Genomic DNA, 16,688 nt, shown 5'->3' with positions numbered 1-16,688 from the left:
TAGAATGGGAAGAGAAAGAAGGAGGTGTCCGATGGGAAATAATCGATTCGCTAAAATTCCGTACCGAACTTACACGATGGCCCTTGCCGTCGCTTGTCTCATCGGCGTATTGTTATTCGGGCTCGGACTGAGCTATTACTGGAAAGAAAAGCACGTCGCCGTCGCTGAAACGGTGCGCGACTTGAATCATGCCTCTGACTTGGCCGGGGTCGAGTCGTACCTCGTCTTGCATCACGCAGCCAAACTGTACGAGGCGAACTCCGAGCAACCGACCGCCCTGTTGTCGGCCCCGTACCGTGAACGGGCGCTCCAATACAATATCCAATTGCTCGACGACTTCGAGACCGGGGTCGATGAGCGTGAACGGGACGCCCTGCTCCGTTTCTCTGAACAGCTCGAGGACACGTTGAACGAAGACGGGTCGAGCCGATTCGAGGCTGTACCGTTCGACGTCATCGAGTCGATCAATCGGCGCTGGCTCTACCAAGGTCTCGAGCGGACCGCCCAGGCGAACACCGCCTATGAATTGACCGACGCCGTCATGCGGATGCAGATGGCGTTCGTCGAAGGTGTGACGAACCTGCTCGCCGAGACGCCGGACCGAGACCAGCTCGACTTCGAGGTCTCGACGATCGCGAACGAGGCCCGGCTGATCGAAGACATCGTCGCGACCGATCCGTCGCTGAAAACCAAATCGGTCGAAGACTTGATCGAGAGCGCGCTCGCACTCGGACGGGTGACGGCCGCCAATTCGACGCTCGAGGCCCGTTACGTCAACGGGACGAGCTTTTATGAGGACTCACACGCCGCCCTTCAAACCGTGCGGTCGACGGCAGATGACACGCTCATGGCCGAGCGCGACCGTTACGGTACGCTCGCCATCGCCGCCCTTCTCATCACGATGCTGTTGTCGGCGGGTCTTCTGCTCGCCCTCTGCTACACACGCAAGATGTATGCCCACGACTTGGCACACTTGAAGGCCCGTGCCCTCGCCATCGACCCGAGCACGGAACCGGTCGCGGAATCGTTCCCGCCGAATCATGACTTCCGCGGCATCGAGGACGAACTCCGAGAGATTGCCGTCAGTGTCCACTCGACGGTGCACACGCTCGAGACACAATCGGACGACCTGCTCCGGTATCACGAGCGCTGGTCGTCGCTCTTCTCCGAGACGGGACTCGCCATCGCCTTGATCGATGACACGTACGACTTCATCGAACGAAACGATGTGTTCCGCCAGTTCTTTGGGGAACGCAACTTGTATGAGATCAACCAACTATTCACCGACACGGGACGCCGCCTGTTGCGCGAGGCGCTCGCCGGGGTGACGGAGAACGGGACGAGCGCGCAGTTCATCTTGCACTTGAAAGGTGAGCATGTCCGCTTCTTGAACGTCAAAATCATCCCGCTCAAGCGCGGCGAGACGCTCACGTATTACCTCATCCTCGAAGATGAGACCGAGCGCGTCGAGCGTGAGCGCAAAGTCGACCGGCTCGTCCGCTTCGACCTCGCCACCGAGCTCTATAACGAGTACGGTTTCCTCCGCGCGTGGGAGAAACAAGACATCGACGGCACGTTCCTGTTGATCAAACTGAACGACTTCCACCACCTCGTCGACTGGTATGACCCGACGTATGCCGACCTGCTCATGACCGAGTTCGCCCGACACGTCGAGGAGCGGCTCGAGAAGTACGCGCACCACTTGTTCGGCCGCTACCGTGACGATACGCTCATGCTGTATGTGAAAGGGCTCCGTAACGTCGACGAGACCGAGTTGCTGGAGCTGTTCCCGACCGAGCTGTTGATCAACCAGAAACGCCAGACCGTGCATCTTCAAATCGGGGCGACGCATACGACACCGAACTACAACGACTGCCTGTTCGAGGCGACGAAGGCGCTCCAACACGCCAAAGAGACGCGGACGCCGTTCGTCTGGTACGATTCGAGCATCCTCGCCCAGCTCCAATGGGCCGCCTTGATCGAACAGGCGCTCCCGGAGGCGATCGAACAAGGCCATATCACCGTCGCCTATCAGCCGCAAGTCGAGTTGAAGACGGGCCGTGTCGTCGGGGCCGAGGCGCTCGCACGCTGGCAGCACCCGGACATCGGCTACGTGCCGCCGAACGAGTTCGTCCGCATCGCCGAACGGTCCGATCAAATCCTTTGGTTATCGCATTCGATCCTTGATTTGGTCGTGCAACAGCTCGTTTCCTGGCGCGATACCCCGTTCACGGATATCTCGTTGTCGTACAACTTGTCGGCCCATTCCGTCGACCCGTCGATCGTCACGAAGCTGCGTGACTTGGTCGAGACGTATCCATGGCTCCCGGACCGGTTGAAGATCGAGCTGACCGAGTCGGCCGACATCATGTCACATACGAACGAGCTCGAGCGGCTCGAAGATATCGCCGACCTCGGCTATTGCCTGTCGATCGACGATTTCGGTACCGGCTACGCCTCGTTCGAAGCGATCTGGCACTTGCCGATCCAAGAAGTGAAGATCGACCGCATGTACGTCAGCGGAAAAGCGAAGGACAGCACGTCGTTCCTCCGCGCCGTCTCCCGATTCGCGAGCGAACAAGAACTGACCTCGCTCGCCGAGGGAATCGAGACGAAGCAAGACTTGGACCGCATCCTCGCCGAAGGCGTCGAGCTTGGCCAAGGTTACTACTACGCCCCGGCCCTCGACACGATTGCGTTCGAGGCGTGGGTGAATGAAAAAAGAGGCCGTCTCGCCTAAGCGAGAGCCCCGTTCGACCGGCTGACATATGTCAGCCGGTTTTTCGTTTGAGGAGATTGAAGACGAGCTTCAACGCGATCAACAGTCCGATGACAGGCAAGATGACGGGCAGCGAACCGCGCGGCAACAGCCCGAACACGATGAACACCGTCATCCCGATGGCGAAGAACAGCTTGACGCCCCGCTCATGTCCCTCGAACTTCTCCCAGCGCCAGACGAGAAGCAGTAACGTCAGCGGCGCGAACAAAAACGTCAAGAAGAAGAACGGCATATGCCGTGTGTACCAGGGTTGGGTCATTTCAATCGTACCTCCTCATACAACGCTTCCGTCGCTTCGTTCGACTCCACGTTCACGTAGATCGGCTTGCCGCTCCAGTCGATGCGAACGGCGGCCTCGATGTCCCGGTCGAGGAAGACGAGCACGTCCTCCCCGCCTGTCGTCCGGAAGTGACCGGTCAAGCGTGAGCCGACGGCGGCACCGTTCGTCCGGCGGTCAAGGCTCGGCCGATACGTCAACGTGACGGTTTCGATGTCATCGTACGGAATCGTCTCGCCGTAACTGCCCTCGATGACGAGCGCCGAGTCGGTGAACGTCACCTCGGTCGGTTGGTTGAACCAGAACAAGAGACCTCCGACAAAACCCAAGATGAGCGTCAAGACGAGGACGAGCGGGATGAGCCGTTTTTTGCCGCCGGGACGAAGTTTCCCGCGCTCATCAAAAATATTCCCGTCATACTTTTGGCTGCGCCAAAGCGTGACGACGACGAGCAAGACGATGAGCAGGAAGAACGGCTCGAGCGGGATGTCGAGACCAGACATGTCGATGGCAGCGATGACGAGAAAGATGCTTGCAATGCCGTAACACATGAAGCCAAGCAATCGTGCCACCGCCTTGATGTCGACGCGCGCCTTGTCCTCGCGCTTCATCGTGTTATATCCCGAGATGAGGAAATGCCAGCCCAAGCGATGGACGGCAAATCCGAGCAAGAACAGAATGAGTGCTGCAATCACGAGTCCCCACATAGAGGTGTCCCCCTTTCTACTATAGTGTACGAGAAAAACGGACCGAATGTTTCAAAATCATAAGGCGTGCCAATGACTTGGACGATATCTTATACTGGAGTCAGAACGCTCAAGGAGGAATTCGATGTATCGGACAAAAGCAGACTTTCTACAAGATTGGACCAAGTCCTCGACCGGCACGCTCGACGTGCTTCGCGCCGTCACCGACGAGGCGCTCGGCCAGGAGATCGTTCCCGGTCATAACTCACTCGGCTGGATCGGTTGGCACGTGACGACCGCGCTCGGTTATTTCACGAACTTGCTCGGCTTCCGCTTGTCGGCCCTGAAGAGTTTGACACAACCGACCGACGCGGCACTGATCGCCGATCAATATGCGCGTTATGCCGATGAGATCGCGAAGGCGGCCGAACAGTTCTCGGACGAGTACCTGCTCGAAGAAGTCGACGTCCACGGCGCGAAGCAACCGCGCGGTGCCGTCTTGCGCATGATGATCGACCATCAGACGCACCACCGCGGGCAGATGACGGTACTCCTCCGTCAAGCCGGACTCACGGTCCCTGGCGTCATGGGCCCGACGAAAGAACAGATGAAGGCGTGAAAAAAGGCGAGGCCCCGCGGGGTCTCGCCTTTCGTCACATCGATGACGGCGTATTCGCCTTGTTTTGCATCCGGCCAATCCCTTCGTATTGGACAGTACCCGGGTCGCGTGCATATTTCCACGCGTTACGAGCGTCGATCAACCGTTTTGTCCGCATCCCGTCGAACGCTTCCGGCTTCAAGTTGACGAGCTCGTCCCATTCCGTGACGAGGATGGCGACGTCCGCTCCTTTGAGCGCCGCCTCGACCGTCATCGCCTGTGGATAGTCCCACTTGGCGAGCGGGTCATAGCCGATGATGTCGATTTCACGCAGCGCCAAGTGGCGAGCGAGCGTGACCGACGGTGCGTCACGCATATCGTCCGTACCCGGTTTGAAGGCGAGACCGAGGAAGGCGACCTTGAGGCCGCTCTTGTGCTCGATTTTCGAGGCGACGTAACCCATCTGGGCGTCGTTCGAGTGCATGGCGGCACTGATGACCGGCAAGTCGAGCTCGTTCTCGTGGGCGACGTTCAAGAGCGCGTGCATGTCTTTCGGGAAGCACGATCCCCCGTAACCGAGGCCGGCGTTCAAGAACGAACGTCCGATGCGCGGGTCGAGACCCATCCCGTCGGCAATCGTCGTGATGTCCGCCCCCGCCTTATCGGCGAGACGTGCCAAGTCGTTGATGAAACTGATTTTCGTGGCGAGAAACGCGTTCGAGGCGTACTTGATGAACTCCGCGTCAATCGGCGACGTGCAGACGAGCGGGACACCGAGGCGTCCATAGATGCCCGCGAGTTCCTCGCACATCTCAAGGTTGTCACTGCCGATGACGACACGGTGTGGTTTCAACACGTCGGCGAGCGCGCGCCCTTCTTGGAGAAACTCGGGGACGACGGCGAACGTGTGGGCCGGGTACATGATCGACAACATGTCGGTCGTCCCCGGTGGCACGGTGCTGCGGATGATGATCTTATGTTTCGACTTCACCTCGGACAAGGCCGCGTCGACGAACGTCAAGTCACAGCTGCCGTCGCTCTTGCTCGGCGTACCGACCGCAAGGATGAGGTAGTCGACCGTTTCTGTGTCGGCGATCGAGTCTGTGAACGTGATCGAGCCGGGATAGTCACGTAACACGTCTGCCATGCCCGGCTCGTGGAACGGGACGTCCCCGCTCATGAGACGAAGCAGTCTCGGTTGATCTTTCTCGACACCGATGACCTCATGCCCCGCTTTCGCCAGTCCGCACAGGGTGGCCAGTCCGACATAGCCAAGGCCGATGATTCCAAATTTCACGATAGTTCCTCCTTCAATAGTCTTCTCCTAACAGTAACGAAAAGCGGCGAGCAAGGGAAGGCTCTAACACTCTGTGAATATTCTCTGCTATAATGAGTCAAAATGAGGCTAGAAAGGAATAACCGCATGGGATTGCTCGCTTTCTTTTTGATTTCGCTGTTCGTGTTCTACTGGTTTCCTATTCGAGGTGGACTCAAGACTTTCCTGCTTATCTTGATCATGATCAGCGGTTGGCTGTCGATTTTCGAGCTCGTCGCGATCATCGAAGCCCGTCCATGGGTCGCTGCCCCGGTCCTCGCGCTCATCGGTTTGTTCGTTTGGAAGTGGCGCAAAGACAGACAAAAGAAACAAAACAAGCAACAAGGCATTTGACAGCGACGTCGAGTGCTTTTTTCAGTTGCCACATAACTTTTTTAAGAATGATGGGAAAGTATTTTTTTGATGCTATCATACTTGCATCGCACCGTTTTTTTGAAAATAAGGGGAGACTATTATGACTTTTTACGGGCTCGACATCGCACCTTGGATCGAACCACTGGCCCAGTTCGTGTTTTGGTATCCGTTCTTCATGGCGCTGTTTTGGATCTCGGGCGCCCTCTTGTTCAGCTTGACGCGAGAGAAAGAGGAAGAACTCGACTTGAGCGAGCGGGAATGGCCGCTCATCAGCATCTTGATTCCTTGTTATAACGAAGAAGAGACGATCGCCGAGACGATCGAGTACTTGGACCGCCTCACGTATCCGAACTTTGAGATTATCGCCGTCAACGATGGCAGCCGCGATAAGACCGGCGACATCCTCGTCGGGCTCGCCGACGAGTACGAGCGTTTGCGCGTCATCGACTGTCACGAGAACCGGGGCAAGGCGAACGCGTTACATATGGCCGCCCACGCCGCCCGCTCCGAGTATTTGCTATGCGTCGACTCGGACGCTTTCCTGAGCGAAGAGGCACCGTACTATCTCGTCCGTCACTTCTTGAACCGCGGCGAACGCGTCGGGGCCGTCACCGGCAACCCGCGCATCCGTAACCGCGACACGCTCCTCAGCCGGATGCAACTCGTCGAATACTCGTCGATCATCGGCTCGATTAAACGCACACAGCGCGTCATGGGGAAAATCATGACCGTCTCCGGCGTCATCGTCATGTTCCGGAAGAAAGCATTGCTGTCGGTCGGGCTCTGGGACCGCGACATGATCACGGAAGACATCGCCGTCTCGTGGAAGCTCCAGAAGAACTTCTGGGACATCCGCTACGAGCCGCGCGCCCTCTGTTGGATGCTCGTCCCCGAGTCGATCTCCGGCATTTGGAAACAGCGCGTACGCTGGTCGCAAGGCGGGCAGGAAGTCGTCTTGCGTCACTTCGACATCTTCAAAGACTGGCGCCAGCGTCGGATTTGGCCCGTCTATATCGAGCAGGTCGTCAGCGTCCTTTGGGCGTACGCCTGGCTCATCGTCACGGTGTACTTGTTCGTGACGGCCGACACGATGCAAGATCTATTGATTTGGTTCACCTATAACTCGTTCGCGCTCGTTCTCGTCAGCCACGTCCAGTTGATCATCTCGCTCTGGAACGACGCCCGTTACGATAAAGTGTTCAAATATTACGTCTGGGCCGCTTGGTATCCGGTCATCTACTGGATGCTCAACACGTTCGTCGTCATCGCGGCGACGCCGAAAGCGATCAAGGCCCGTGTGAAAGGAGGCTATGCGACATGGAGTTCACCAGACCGGGGGACACGGAGAAGCAGCCTGTAAGTGAGTTATATGATTACGAGCAAGAGATTCTCGTCAAGACGAAACAGAACGTGTTCCGCAAAGGGATCGAGCTGTTGCTCACGGCCGTGTTCTGGTTGTACACGTTCATCGTCACGTGGTTCTTCTTGAGCGCCGTCCTGAACGTGAACGACCGCTATATCGCCATCCTCAAGACCGCCTTGAACGTCACGAACGCCGACATCCGCGAGCTGCTCTTCTTCGGGCTCGTCTCCTCGTTCGTCGCCGCTCTCCTCCTGTTCATTTGGCGGACGTACAATAAACGGAAATATGGACCGCTCAACCGGCGTCAGATGCCGAAAGATACGACGCTCGACGATTGGCTCGCCCTCGACTTGATGGAGCCCGAGGACATCCATCGCCTCCAGTCCGATAAAGTCATCGTCTTCGAGAAAAACCCGGTGAAAGAGTTGAAATGATGCGCTACTTCAAATGGATATTCGCGCTCCTATTGATTGGGGGCATCGCCTGGAAAGTATATGATGTGTCCTCGACGACACATGAAGAAGTACCCGACGCGGCGCTCCTCCCCAAAGACAACGTCTGTCTCGGTCTCAATTACCACCGAGTCAAACAGCCGAACGCGTGGAACAAGCTCGTCGAGTCCGTGACCGGCGCCTCCGAACTGGTTCGCTATAACGTCTACGCCGACGAGTTCGAGCAGCAGATGACGTGGCTCCAAGACGAAGGCGTCCATTTCGCGACGCAAACTGACCTATCACGTTACCTTGCCGGCGAACCGATCCCAGACAAATGTGTCTGGCTCTCGTTCGATGACGTCGACCATACCGTCTACGAGAACGCGTTCCCGATTTTACGAGACAAACAAATCCCGTTCACCCTGTTCATCATCACCGGCCACGTCGGCGAGGCGTTCCAAAACTTGGACCTCGCCCCGTGGACCGAGCTGAAGGATATGCAGGACAGTGGACTCGCCGACTTCGGGACGCATACGCACGACATGCATTATGTCGAAGACGGAGGCGCCGTGTTCTTGCCGGAAGACAGGCAAGATGAACTGCGGCAAGATTTAGAGACGAGTGTCGCCGCCATCGAGTCAGAGCTCGGGACGCGCGTCACGACGATCGCCTATCCGTTCGGCAACACGAACGATGCGGTCACCGAAACGGTACAAGACCTCGGTCTCGAGCAGGCGTTCATCTTGAGCCCGAACCCGATCACGCCGGACAACGACCCGTTTTACATGAATCGGTATTTGCTCGACACCGAGCTGTTCGAGTTCTTCGTCAAACCGTATTTCGAGAATTGATGATGCAACCCCTCGTCGCGGACGAGGGGTTGTTTTAGTTCTCGGGGAGTTCGACTTGATCACCGACCTCGATCGTTCCATCCATGACGTGTTCCATCTCGTCTAAACTGAACGCGTCCACGAGCTGGATGCCGTCGACGTACACCGTCGGCACGTAGGCGACGCCGAAGTCACGCGTGAACAGGCGCGAGTTTTGGATGCCAATGTCGACATGGTTCGCAAGCAACTCGTCCGCGTTGAGGTTGAACTCGGCCGCGAGTTCTCGGGCGTAGTCTTCCGTCCCGAACCCGTCAGACCCGGAGTCGAGTCCGATGGCGCGCTGCACCTCATAGTAGCGGTCCGGGATGAGCCGTTCCACGTTATAATCCACGTTCGCGAGCAATTGCGACTGTTCGTTCAACAGGACGAGCGGCTGTCCTTTGAACGTTGCCTCGCTCGTGTCAATCCAGCGCTCCTCGATTTCCGGCAGTATTTCTTCCATCCATTTCTTGCACCACGGACAACTGTAGTCGAAGACGAACACAATCTCGTGTTTTCCTTCTCCGAGCGCGACCTTGTCCTCGAGCGGGAGCTCGTACTTTGTGTATGTATGCAACTTCGCCGACTCGACGGCCTCGCTTTGGCTGCAGGCAGAGAGCATTAGGATGAGTCCGACGAATAGTAGATAAAATCGTTTCATGTATAAACCTCCTTATGTTCAATTATTCACATTTTTAGTTATACCATGTCTGGCCGATAGGCTCGAGTGACGTTATCGTGAAGTTCTTCAAAAGAAACGACACAAAAGAAAACGAAAGGACCCTATGGCCCGCTCGTTTCATTTATAAGGTGTATTATCATTCATTCCCCATAAACGTCTCCATCGTCGCCGCCGTATCCGAAGAGATGCCGTCCTTCTTCACGACTTTCCCGACCGTCTGCAGGATGATCTTCCAGTCATTGAAAAACGTGATGTTGTCGACGTATTTCACGTCGAGCGCGAAACGGTCAGGCCACGACAGTCGGTTCCGTCCGTTCACTTGCGCGAGCCCGGTCAGTCCAGGACGGACGTCATGTCGTCGGCGCTGCTCCTCGTTATAACGTGGTAAATACTCGACGAGCAACGGGCGCGGTCCGACGATGGCGATGTCGCCCTTGACGATATTGAGCAGACTCGGCAGCTCATCGAGACTGAGCGACCGGAGCGTCTGCCCGAACGGGGTCAAACGGACCTCGTCCGGCAGCAGCTCGCCGTGCTCATCCCGCTCATCGGTCATCGTCCGAAACTTCACCATCTCGAAGATGACGCCGTCTTTCCCGGGACGTTTCTGTTTGAACAGCACCGGTCCCCCGAGCTTCCACTTGATGAGACCCGCGACCGTCACGAGGACGGGACTCAATACGACGAGCGCGGCCGAAGCGAGCACCACGTCTTGTGGTCGTTTGACGTACGTCTCATACATCCCCATCACACTTCCCCCTTTCCGAATCGCTTGCTTGGGATCATCGACCGGACCAAGTCTTTCTCGAATGCATCGACCGTGAACACCCACATGAAGATGGCGTAGGCGAGGACGAGTCCCATTCCTTTGAAGACGAAGCCGAGCAACGTGTCAGCTGGAAACAGATATTGGACGATGAAGCCGAGTCCGAGAACGAACAGTAATCCCGGGGCGAGCTTCACATGACACTCTCGGAAAAATCGGAACACGTCGAGCTTCAACACTTTCGCGTAGATGATGTTCATGAACAGCGTATTGCCGCTCAAGTATCCAATCATGACCGACAGCGCCGCTCCCGTCGCCCCGAACGGACCGCTCAGGAATGCCGAGAAGATCAAGGCGATCACCGCCGACAATACCATCCCGTACGCCCGGTAGCGGACCTGGTTCGTCGCGACGAGATGGATGTTGGCAATCTCTTGCGGTAGCGTAATGATCCCCATCGCGATCAACAAGGCCGCGACGACATACGACTCTTTGAAGTCGTCCCCGACCCAGAAGTGGATGAACTCCGCGCCCATCGCGATGAACACCATCGTGATGAGCCCGATGACGTACAGTTGGATGCGACCGACCCGAATCATCAAGTTCTCGATATCTTTCAAACCGCCCGAGTGGTTGAGCCGGGTCACTTTTGGCAAAAACAGCGAGTTGACGGCCGTGGCGATCAACAGGACGTATCCTTCAATGACCATCCCGATCGAGAAGATAGCGACGGCGACACCACTCGCGAAGATGACGAGCACGGTCGGCATGATGTGCATCAAGAAGTTCTGTGTCGCGGACACGGTCGTCTGCCATGAGGCGAAGACGAAAATCTCACGATACATCCCTTTTCCCGACGCGGTGAAGTCGATTTCCGTGTCCGTTCCTTTCCAGACGTACAGCAACTTAAACAAGTTGATCAGCAAAATCATCGCCGCGTTGACGACAACGAGGGCATAGACCCCATAACCCATAACGAGCGCTCCAATCGTGAAGCTGACGATTAGAATTTTCTCGAGGAAGAGCAGCGTGTTCAGCTGGATGAAACGCTCGTTGACGATAAAGACAGCGTCGATTGGTTTGGCGAGCAGCGTGATCAAGATGTAGAAACCGACAATCGGATACATAATTTTCAACTTCTCCATGTCAGTCGCGCTCAAATTGCCGTAAATGACGTCGAGCAGGAAGTAGAGGACAACGAGGACAACCGTCAATAAGAGCGTCAAGAAGAAGAACAGTTTATAGGCGATGCCGAGAAAACGAATCTCTCCAGCACGGTCACCGTGCGTCCGATAGTTGCTGAGGAAACGGGCGACGACGACCTCGAGCCCGAGGTTGAACGCGAAGATGGCGATAATCGAGAACGACAGGACGTATAACCCATAGTCCCCTTGCCCGATTTTGCTGATCATCCACGGCGTATAGAGGAGCCCCGAGATGATATTGAACCCGATTGATCCGTACGAGACCAAGGCGCCGTATTTGATTTGATTCGAACTCGCCTGTTCCGGTTCGATGGCATATTTGGTCGCCATGGTAGAGCCTCCTCATTGATACGTATAGTAGTAGGCGTCCTTGCCTTGACGCGATTCGCGGCGGTTCAAGACGATGCCGAGAATCTTCGCCCCGGTCATAAGCAGCTGGTCACGTGCTTTGACGACCTCATCCCGGTCGGCCGATTCACAGCTGAGGACGAGAATCGCCCCGTCGACTTCCTGGGCAATAATCCGACTGTCCGCCACTTGCATAATCGGCGGTGCGTCGAGCAGGATGATATCAAAGTCGTCCTTCACATGATCGAGCATCTCTCGGAACGCCGGGGCCGCCAGTAACTCCGACGGGTTCGGCGGGACGACGCCCGCGACCATAACGTATAAGTTGTCGAGCTGGGTCGGCTGGATGGCCGCCTCGGCCGTCGAGCGTTTGGCGAGCACGTTCGAGAGCCCGATCCGTGAGTCGATATGGAAGATTTGATGGATCGTCGGGCGTCGCATGTCACAGTCGACGAGCAGGACGCGCTTGCCGAGTTGCGAATAGACGACGGCCAAGTTGCTCGCGGTCGTCGACTTGCCTTCCCCCATCGACGTCGAGGTGATGAGCAGCGTCTGCAACTTCGAGCCGAGCGACGTGAACTCGAGGTTCGTCCGGAGCGTCCGATATTGCTCCGAGATCGGTGACTTCGGTTCATAAATGGTGATCAAGTTTTTCGTCATCCGGTTATGATAGTTTTCGTTGCGTTTTCGGAACATACGGTTCACCCTCCTTTACGACTTTTGGTTCCTGCGGCTTCCGTTTCTCAGGTTTCGCGATTTGGCGATCAAACAACGGGATTGACGCGATGACCGGGATGCCAAGGATGGCTTCGGCCTCGGCCTCGGAACGGATCTGTTTGTTGAACAAGTAACGCATGAGCACGATACCGCTGCTCAAGATGAAGCCGACCAAGACACCGAGTGCCGTGTTTCGTGGGATATTCGGTTCGACCGGTTCGGCCGGGATGAACGCCGGCGATAAGATTTGCGTATTGTCGATATTCATTAATTTTGGTACTTCGTTCGAGAAGACGCGTCCGAGCTCGTTGGCAATGGTGGACGCGAGCGCTGCCGAGTCAGCCGTCGCCCGGATGGTGATGACTTGCGAGTTTTCCTCGCTCTCGATGACAATCTGGTCCTCGAGTTTCTCCGGGGCGCTGGCGATATTCTCGCGCACCTCGTTCAAGATGATCGGACTCTTCATGATGATTCGATACGTATTGACGAGCCCTTGGGACGATTGGATTTGCGTACTGTCGAGCGTCTCCGTCCCCGTTTGTTTCGGCACGACAAGGATCTGGGTCGATGCCTCGTACGTCGGCGGGATGACGTAGCGGCTGAGCGAATAGGCGATGCCCCCGACTAGGACCATGGTGAACAGGATGACCCATTTCTTCGTTTTCAGGATGAACCAAATATCGCGAATCGATGCGTTGATGTCTTTCACGGCAACCTAACCTCCTTCATTGGTGCGACTCAAAGTTGTATGCGTTGTTGGATAATGACCATTTCCCCGTCCCGCTTCCCGTCAAATACAAACAGGAAGGAGATGCCTATCATTTTTTTGAAAGATTTGTCTACGTCGTAACGACAGGCGGAACGGGCTGTTTCGCTTGTTCGGCCCGGTGCCGGCTATAGGCGACGACAAAGACGAGCAAGATCAACAGATAGGCGATGGCGCGGAGCCGCAGCGCGGTCCCGATATTATCGTTCGTGATGGCGATCAAGCCGTTCCAGACGAACGCCTGCGTCAAGATGAACTGTTGCACTTTCGTGACGTAGGCGCGTCGTGACCAAAGGAACAACAAGATGAGCGTCATCGGCAACGCCTCGATGAAGAAGACGAGCAAGATGGTGAGGCCGCGTACGTCCCATGGGAGCGGGCCGACGAGGTTGCCGAGGTAACTGTGTACATAATTGACTAAGAAACCGAAGTAGTTTGATGCGTCGAGCCGGATGCCCATCTGACTGCCCCCGGCGAGGAAGCCGATCCCGTCGGAGCGATACTGGAGCGCCGATCGGAGCGTCTTGTCGACGATCGGGACTTGGACATCCATGAAGAACGTATAGATGACGCCGAAGATGACGAGCGCGAGCGTCAGGATGACGAACGGTCCGGCGACTTTGCGCACCGCTTGCAGCGTCAGCCATAGGACGGTCGCCATGACGAACGACAGGAGCGCGTACGTCCGGAACTCGCCGAGCAACCAGACGGTCGGAATCAAGAGCAGGAAGTACGTCCAGTTCTTCTCGAACAACCAGCGGATGGCGAGATACGTCGCTGCGATATAGAGCATGTAAATCCAGACGTCCCGGTAAATCGATGTTGTGATATTGATGAACAGGCTGATATAGGCGATGAAGCAAAACAGGGCGTACAGATAGGCGTAGTGGCGGATGCGTTCTTCCTTTTCCCCGAGCTCTGCCGTCGCGAGCTGGATAGCGACGAGTTTCAAGGCGAAGTGGATAAGGAGCGCCATGCCGACGAAATTGAACAGCCGGATGGCGAACACGCTCTCGGTGCCAATCAACTGCATCAGCTTGCCGATGACCCATGGATAGATGGACGTCCGGATCCACGACAAGTCGTAAAACACGTTCATCGCCTGTTCCCAGTAGAAGACGCCGTCATCCCCTTCCCCGAACAAATGGTACGACACGCCGTTCCCGGTCGCGTAAATCGCGAGCGCGTAAAAGACGGTCGTCGCGAGCAGATAATAGAACAGCACCAAGTACTTGACGACGCCGACCTCGGTATCGAGTTTCATGCGTCTCCCTCCTCTCTTCAAGCGATCGGTCGATCAAAACTTTCGTAGATGCGTCGCATCTCCGTCTTCGAACGGTCGACGTCGAACGCCTTGACCGACTCACTGTTATGGAGCCCCATCTGGTGGGACAAATCGAAATCGAGTTGCATCGTCCGGATGGCCCGGGCAAATCCGGCCACGTCTTCCGGCGAACATTTATAACCGGTCACCCCGTCAATCGAATAGTCATTGATGCCGTGCACGTTCGACGTGATGAGCGGGAGTCCGGCCGCCATCGCCTCGAGCGCGGCCATGCCGAGCCCTTCCCGTTTCGACGGAAAGACGAAGCAGTCCGACGCCTTCATCACTTCGATGACGTCGTCCCGGAAACCGAGCAAGGTCACTTGCCGCTCGAGTCCGAGTTCCCGGATAAGCCGCTCGAGGTGGTCCTTGTTGTCACCCGTCCCGGCGATCAAATAGCGGAGCGTCGGTTCATGCAGTGAGGCGATGGCGCGGATGATCGTCTCGTGGTTCTTGTTCTCATTCAACTCGCCGACCGACAACAAGACGAAGTCGGTGTCGCTGTCGATGCCGAGCGTTCGACGTTTGGCGGGACGGTCGATGATGACCGCCTCGATCCGTTTCGTGTCGACGCCGATTCCAGGGATGCGGAACGTGTGCGACGTCTTGAACGTCTGCGCCCGCGAGAAGTCCTCTTCGTTGATGGTGACGATCGTGTCGGTCATGCGGGCGAGCGTCCGTTCGACCGGATAATACAGCATCCAGTTGAGCGACGGGCTGCCTTTGAAAAAGTGGAAGCCGTGCGCCGTGTACATGCATGGGGTGTGCGTCTGGCGCGCGACGAGCCGGCCGACGACCCCGCCGATCGGCGAGTGGCAGTGGATGAAGTGATAGCGGTTCGCCGTCATGACGGCTTTCAACTGTTGATAGGCGCGGACGTGGCCGTTCATCTTCTTGATGTCGCGCTCAAAATCGATTTGGAACAGTGTGACGCCGTTCGCTTCTAAGTCCTGTTTGATGCGGGCGATCTTCTCCGGCGAATACATGCTGCCCCATTCAAAGTTCGTGGCGACATCGACTTGATACCCCATCTCTTGGAGCATGCGGATATTGTCGCGGTTGAAGCTCTCGATCATCGAGACGACCGAGGCGACCATGAGCACTCGTTTCATCGTTTTCTCCTCCTCACACGCGTTTCCGAAGATAGTCGACCCCATGTAACATCAAGACGAGCGGGACAGTCCGTTCATGTTTACAAAGCTGGAAGAACGTCCGCCACTTCACATCGAAATGCTCGAGCTCCATCTGCGAATAGGCCTGTTTATATTCGTCCTGGCGGAGCACTTGTTTGAGCGACTCAGCCTGGGCGAACAGCGACTTCGGTGCCGCGAGTTCATTCAAGCCGATGCCGATCATGCTGAGGGCGATGCGGTTGTAGAGGGCCTGCATATACTCCTCGCCGAGGTGGTGCGTCTCGATGTAACGCATCAAGATGTGGAAGAATTGTAGCCGCGATGTGACGAGATCCCGTTTATACGCACTCGACATCGAACCCGCGTCCGTCTTCCGGTAATGGTAGACCGGGTAGTCGACATAGACGAAACGCTGACAGTTCTCGAGCGCCTCGATTTGGAAGTAGAGGTCGTTGAACGTACCGTACGGACCGGACCCGAACGTTAGGTGTTTGACGAGATCACGGTGATAGAGCGTGAAACAGTTCGAATTGAGGGCGTCGACGTTTTCCGGGTGGGCGAGCTCTTCCCCGACCAATCCGAACAAGCGACGATGGACGTGGCGCTTCGTCTCGTCCGCATCGAACGACAAAAAGTCCGCATCAAAGATTTTCTTCGGTAGCGATCGGCCCTTGTACTCCCGGACGTATGTGCCCATGACCGCATCGGCCCGTTCCCGTTCGGCATGCTCGACGAGGACACGAACCGCATCGAGGTCGAGCCAATCATCGCTGTCGATGAACATGATGTACTCCCCCGTGGCCATGCCAAGCCCCCGGGTGCGGCTAAAAGCGCAGCCCCGGTTCGTTTGGTCCAGCACTTGGACACGCGGGTCATGAATATATTCCATCAAGATATCGTGGCTGTCGTCGGTACTGCCGTCGTTGATACAGATGATCTCGACGTGCGGATACGTCTGTTGCGTCAAGCTGTCGAGACACTGACGGACGTAGGCGCTCGCGTTGTAGACCGGGACGACGAGACTGACGAGCGGGGTGAGGCTTGGCATGTG

General features: G+C 56.5%; 17 protein-coding genes. 6 read left to right on the top strand and 11 right to left on the bottom strand.

The window, feature by feature from the left end:
• The first annotated feature begins 31 nt into the window (after nt 1-31).
• Nucleotides 32-2,740 carry an EAL domain-containing protein gene (locus KNP60_RS02390; protein ID WP_214796839.1) on the top strand — a complete coding sequence of 903 codons (2,709 nt, stop codon included), beginning with the start codon at nt 32-34 and terminating at the stop codon, nt 2,738-2,740.
• Between the two features lie 31 nt (nt 2,741-2,771).
• On the opposite strand, the gene KNP60_RS02385 is transcribed toward KNP60_RS02390, so the two are convergent.
• Together KNP60_RS02385 and KNP60_RS02380 are read right to left on the bottom strand one after the other, a co-directional pair.
• Nucleotides 2,772-3,038 (bottom strand): hypothetical protein, encoded by a 267-nt coding sequence (locus tag KNP60_RS02385; protein WP_058764467.1) that lies wholly within the window; start codon nt 3,036-3,038, stop codon nt 2,772-2,774.
• The gene (locus KNP60_RS02380; RefSeq protein WP_214796838.1) at nt 3,035-3,763 is read right to left on the bottom strand and encodes a DUF3784 domain-containing protein; all 729 of its coding nucleotides are present in this window, start codon (nt 3,761-3,763) and stop codon (nt 3,035-3,037) included. The genes KNP60_RS02385 and KNP60_RS02380 overlap by 4 nt, the downstream gene beginning before the upstream one ends.
• 124 nt (nt 3,764-3,887) lie before the next feature.
• Here KNP60_RS02380 and KNP60_RS02375 point away from each other — a divergent pair, with 124 nt between their 5' ends.
• On the top strand, nt 3,888-4,361 hold the full coding sequence (locus KNP60_RS02375; RefSeq protein WP_058764471.1) for a DinB family protein: 474 nt from the start codon (nt 3,888-3,890) through the stop codon (nt 4,359-4,361).
• Between the two features lie 34 nt (nt 4,362-4,395).
• Here the strand turns inward: KNP60_RS02375 and KNP60_RS02370 are convergent, their stop codons facing one another.
• The gene (locus tag KNP60_RS02370) at nt 4,396-5,637 is read right to left on the bottom strand and encodes a UDP-glucose dehydrogenase family protein (RefSeq protein ID WP_214796837.1); all 1,242 of its coding nucleotides are present in this window, start codon (nt 5,635-5,637) and stop codon (nt 4,396-4,398) included.
• 126 nt (nt 5,638-5,763) lie between these two features.
• Between KNP60_RS02370 and KNP60_RS02365 the strand changes: the two genes are divergently transcribed.
• From KNP60_RS02365 to KNP60_RS02350, 4 genes are all read left to right on the top strand, one after another.
• The gene (locus KNP60_RS02365) at nt 5,764-6,009 is read left to right on the top strand and encodes a hypothetical protein (RefSeq protein WP_214796836.1); all 246 of its coding nucleotides are present in this window, start codon (nt 5,764-5,766) and stop codon (nt 6,007-6,009) included.
• A 121-nt stretch (nt 6,010-6,130) separates the two neighbouring features.
• On the top strand, nt 6,131-7,390 hold the full coding sequence (gene pgaC / locus KNP60_RS02360) for a poly-beta-1,6-N-acetyl-D-glucosamine synthase (protein WP_214796835.1): 1,260 nt from the start codon (nt 6,131-6,133) through the stop codon (nt 7,388-7,390).
• A complete protein-coding gene (gene pgaD, locus KNP60_RS02355; protein WP_214706676.1) occupies nt 7,348-7,827 on the top strand; it encodes a poly-beta-1,6-N-acetyl-D-glucosamine biosynthesis protein PgaD in 480 nt (159 codons plus the stop codon). The genes pgaC and pgaD overlap by 43 nt, the downstream gene beginning before the upstream one ends.
• Nucleotides 7,827-8,678, top strand: a complete 852-nt coding sequence (locus KNP60_RS02350; protein ID WP_214796834.1) for a polysaccharide deacetylase family protein — start codon at nt 7,827-7,829, stop codon at nt 8,676-8,678. The genes pgaD and KNP60_RS02350 overlap by 1 nt, the downstream gene beginning before the upstream one ends.
• A 34-nt stretch (nt 8,679-8,712) precedes the next feature.
• Here KNP60_RS02350 and KNP60_RS02345 read toward each other — a convergent pair whose 3' ends face one another.
• The 8 genes from KNP60_RS02345 to KNP60_RS02310 form a co-directional block, all read right to left on the bottom strand.
• A complete protein-coding gene (locus KNP60_RS02345; protein ID WP_214796833.1) occupies nt 8,713-9,357 on the bottom strand; it encodes a thioredoxin domain-containing protein in 645 nt (214 codons plus the stop codon).
• Nucleotides 9,358-9,514: 157 nt separating this feature from the next.
• A complete protein-coding gene (locus tag KNP60_RS02340; protein WP_285800869.1) occupies nt 9,515-10,126 on the bottom strand; it encodes a sugar transferase in 612 nt (203 codons plus the stop codon).
• Nucleotides 10,126-11,679 carry a lipopolysaccharide biosynthesis protein gene (locus KNP60_RS02335; protein ID WP_214796832.1) on the bottom strand — a complete coding sequence of 518 codons (1,554 nt, stop codon included), beginning with the start codon at nt 11,677-11,679 and terminating at the stop codon, nt 10,126-10,128. Before KNP60_RS02335 ends, KNP60_RS02340 begins: the two co-directional genes overlap by 1 nt.
• A gap of 12 nt (nt 11,680-11,691) precedes the next feature.
• Complete coding sequence (locus KNP60_RS02330; protein WP_214796831.1) at nt 11,692-12,393, bottom strand: CpsD/CapB family tyrosine-protein kinase; 702 nt, start codon at nt 12,391-12,393, stop codon at nt 11,692-11,694.
• A complete protein-coding gene (locus KNP60_RS02325; protein ID WP_214710848.1) occupies nt 12,362-13,123 on the bottom strand; it encodes a YveK family protein in 762 nt (253 codons plus the stop codon). The genes KNP60_RS02330 and KNP60_RS02325 overlap by 32 nt, the downstream gene beginning before the upstream one ends.
• A gap of 130 nt (nt 13,124-13,253) precedes the next feature.
• Nucleotides 13,254-14,444, bottom strand: coding sequence for a hypothetical protein (locus KNP60_RS02320; protein ID WP_214796830.1), 1,191 nt, complete (start codon nt 14,442-14,444; stop codon nt 13,254-13,256).
• 17 nt (nt 14,445-14,461) lie between these two features.
• The gene (locus KNP60_RS02315; protein ID WP_214796829.1) at nt 14,462-15,616 is read right to left on the bottom strand and encodes a glycosyltransferase family 4 protein; all 1,155 of its coding nucleotides are present in this window, start codon (nt 15,614-15,616) and stop codon (nt 14,462-14,464) included.
• A gap of 13 nt (nt 15,617-15,629) precedes the next feature.
• Entirely contained in the window at nt 15,630-16,685 is a 1,056-nt protein-coding gene (locus KNP60_RS02310) for a glycosyltransferase family 2 protein (protein ID WP_214792415.1), read from the bottom strand.
• Nucleotides 16,686-16,688: the final 3 nt, after the last annotated feature.

Origin of the sequence: Exiguobacterium sp. s5 (genome assembly GCF_018618075.1) — a bacterium.
In the GTDB taxonomy this organism is placed as follows: domain Bacteria; phylum Bacillota; class Bacilli; order Exiguobacteriales; family Exiguobacteriaceae; genus Exiguobacterium; species Exiguobacterium mexicanum_A.
The sequence above is the reverse complement of the archived record's forward strand: the minus strand, read 5'-3'. Positions and strand labels throughout refer to the sequence as shown.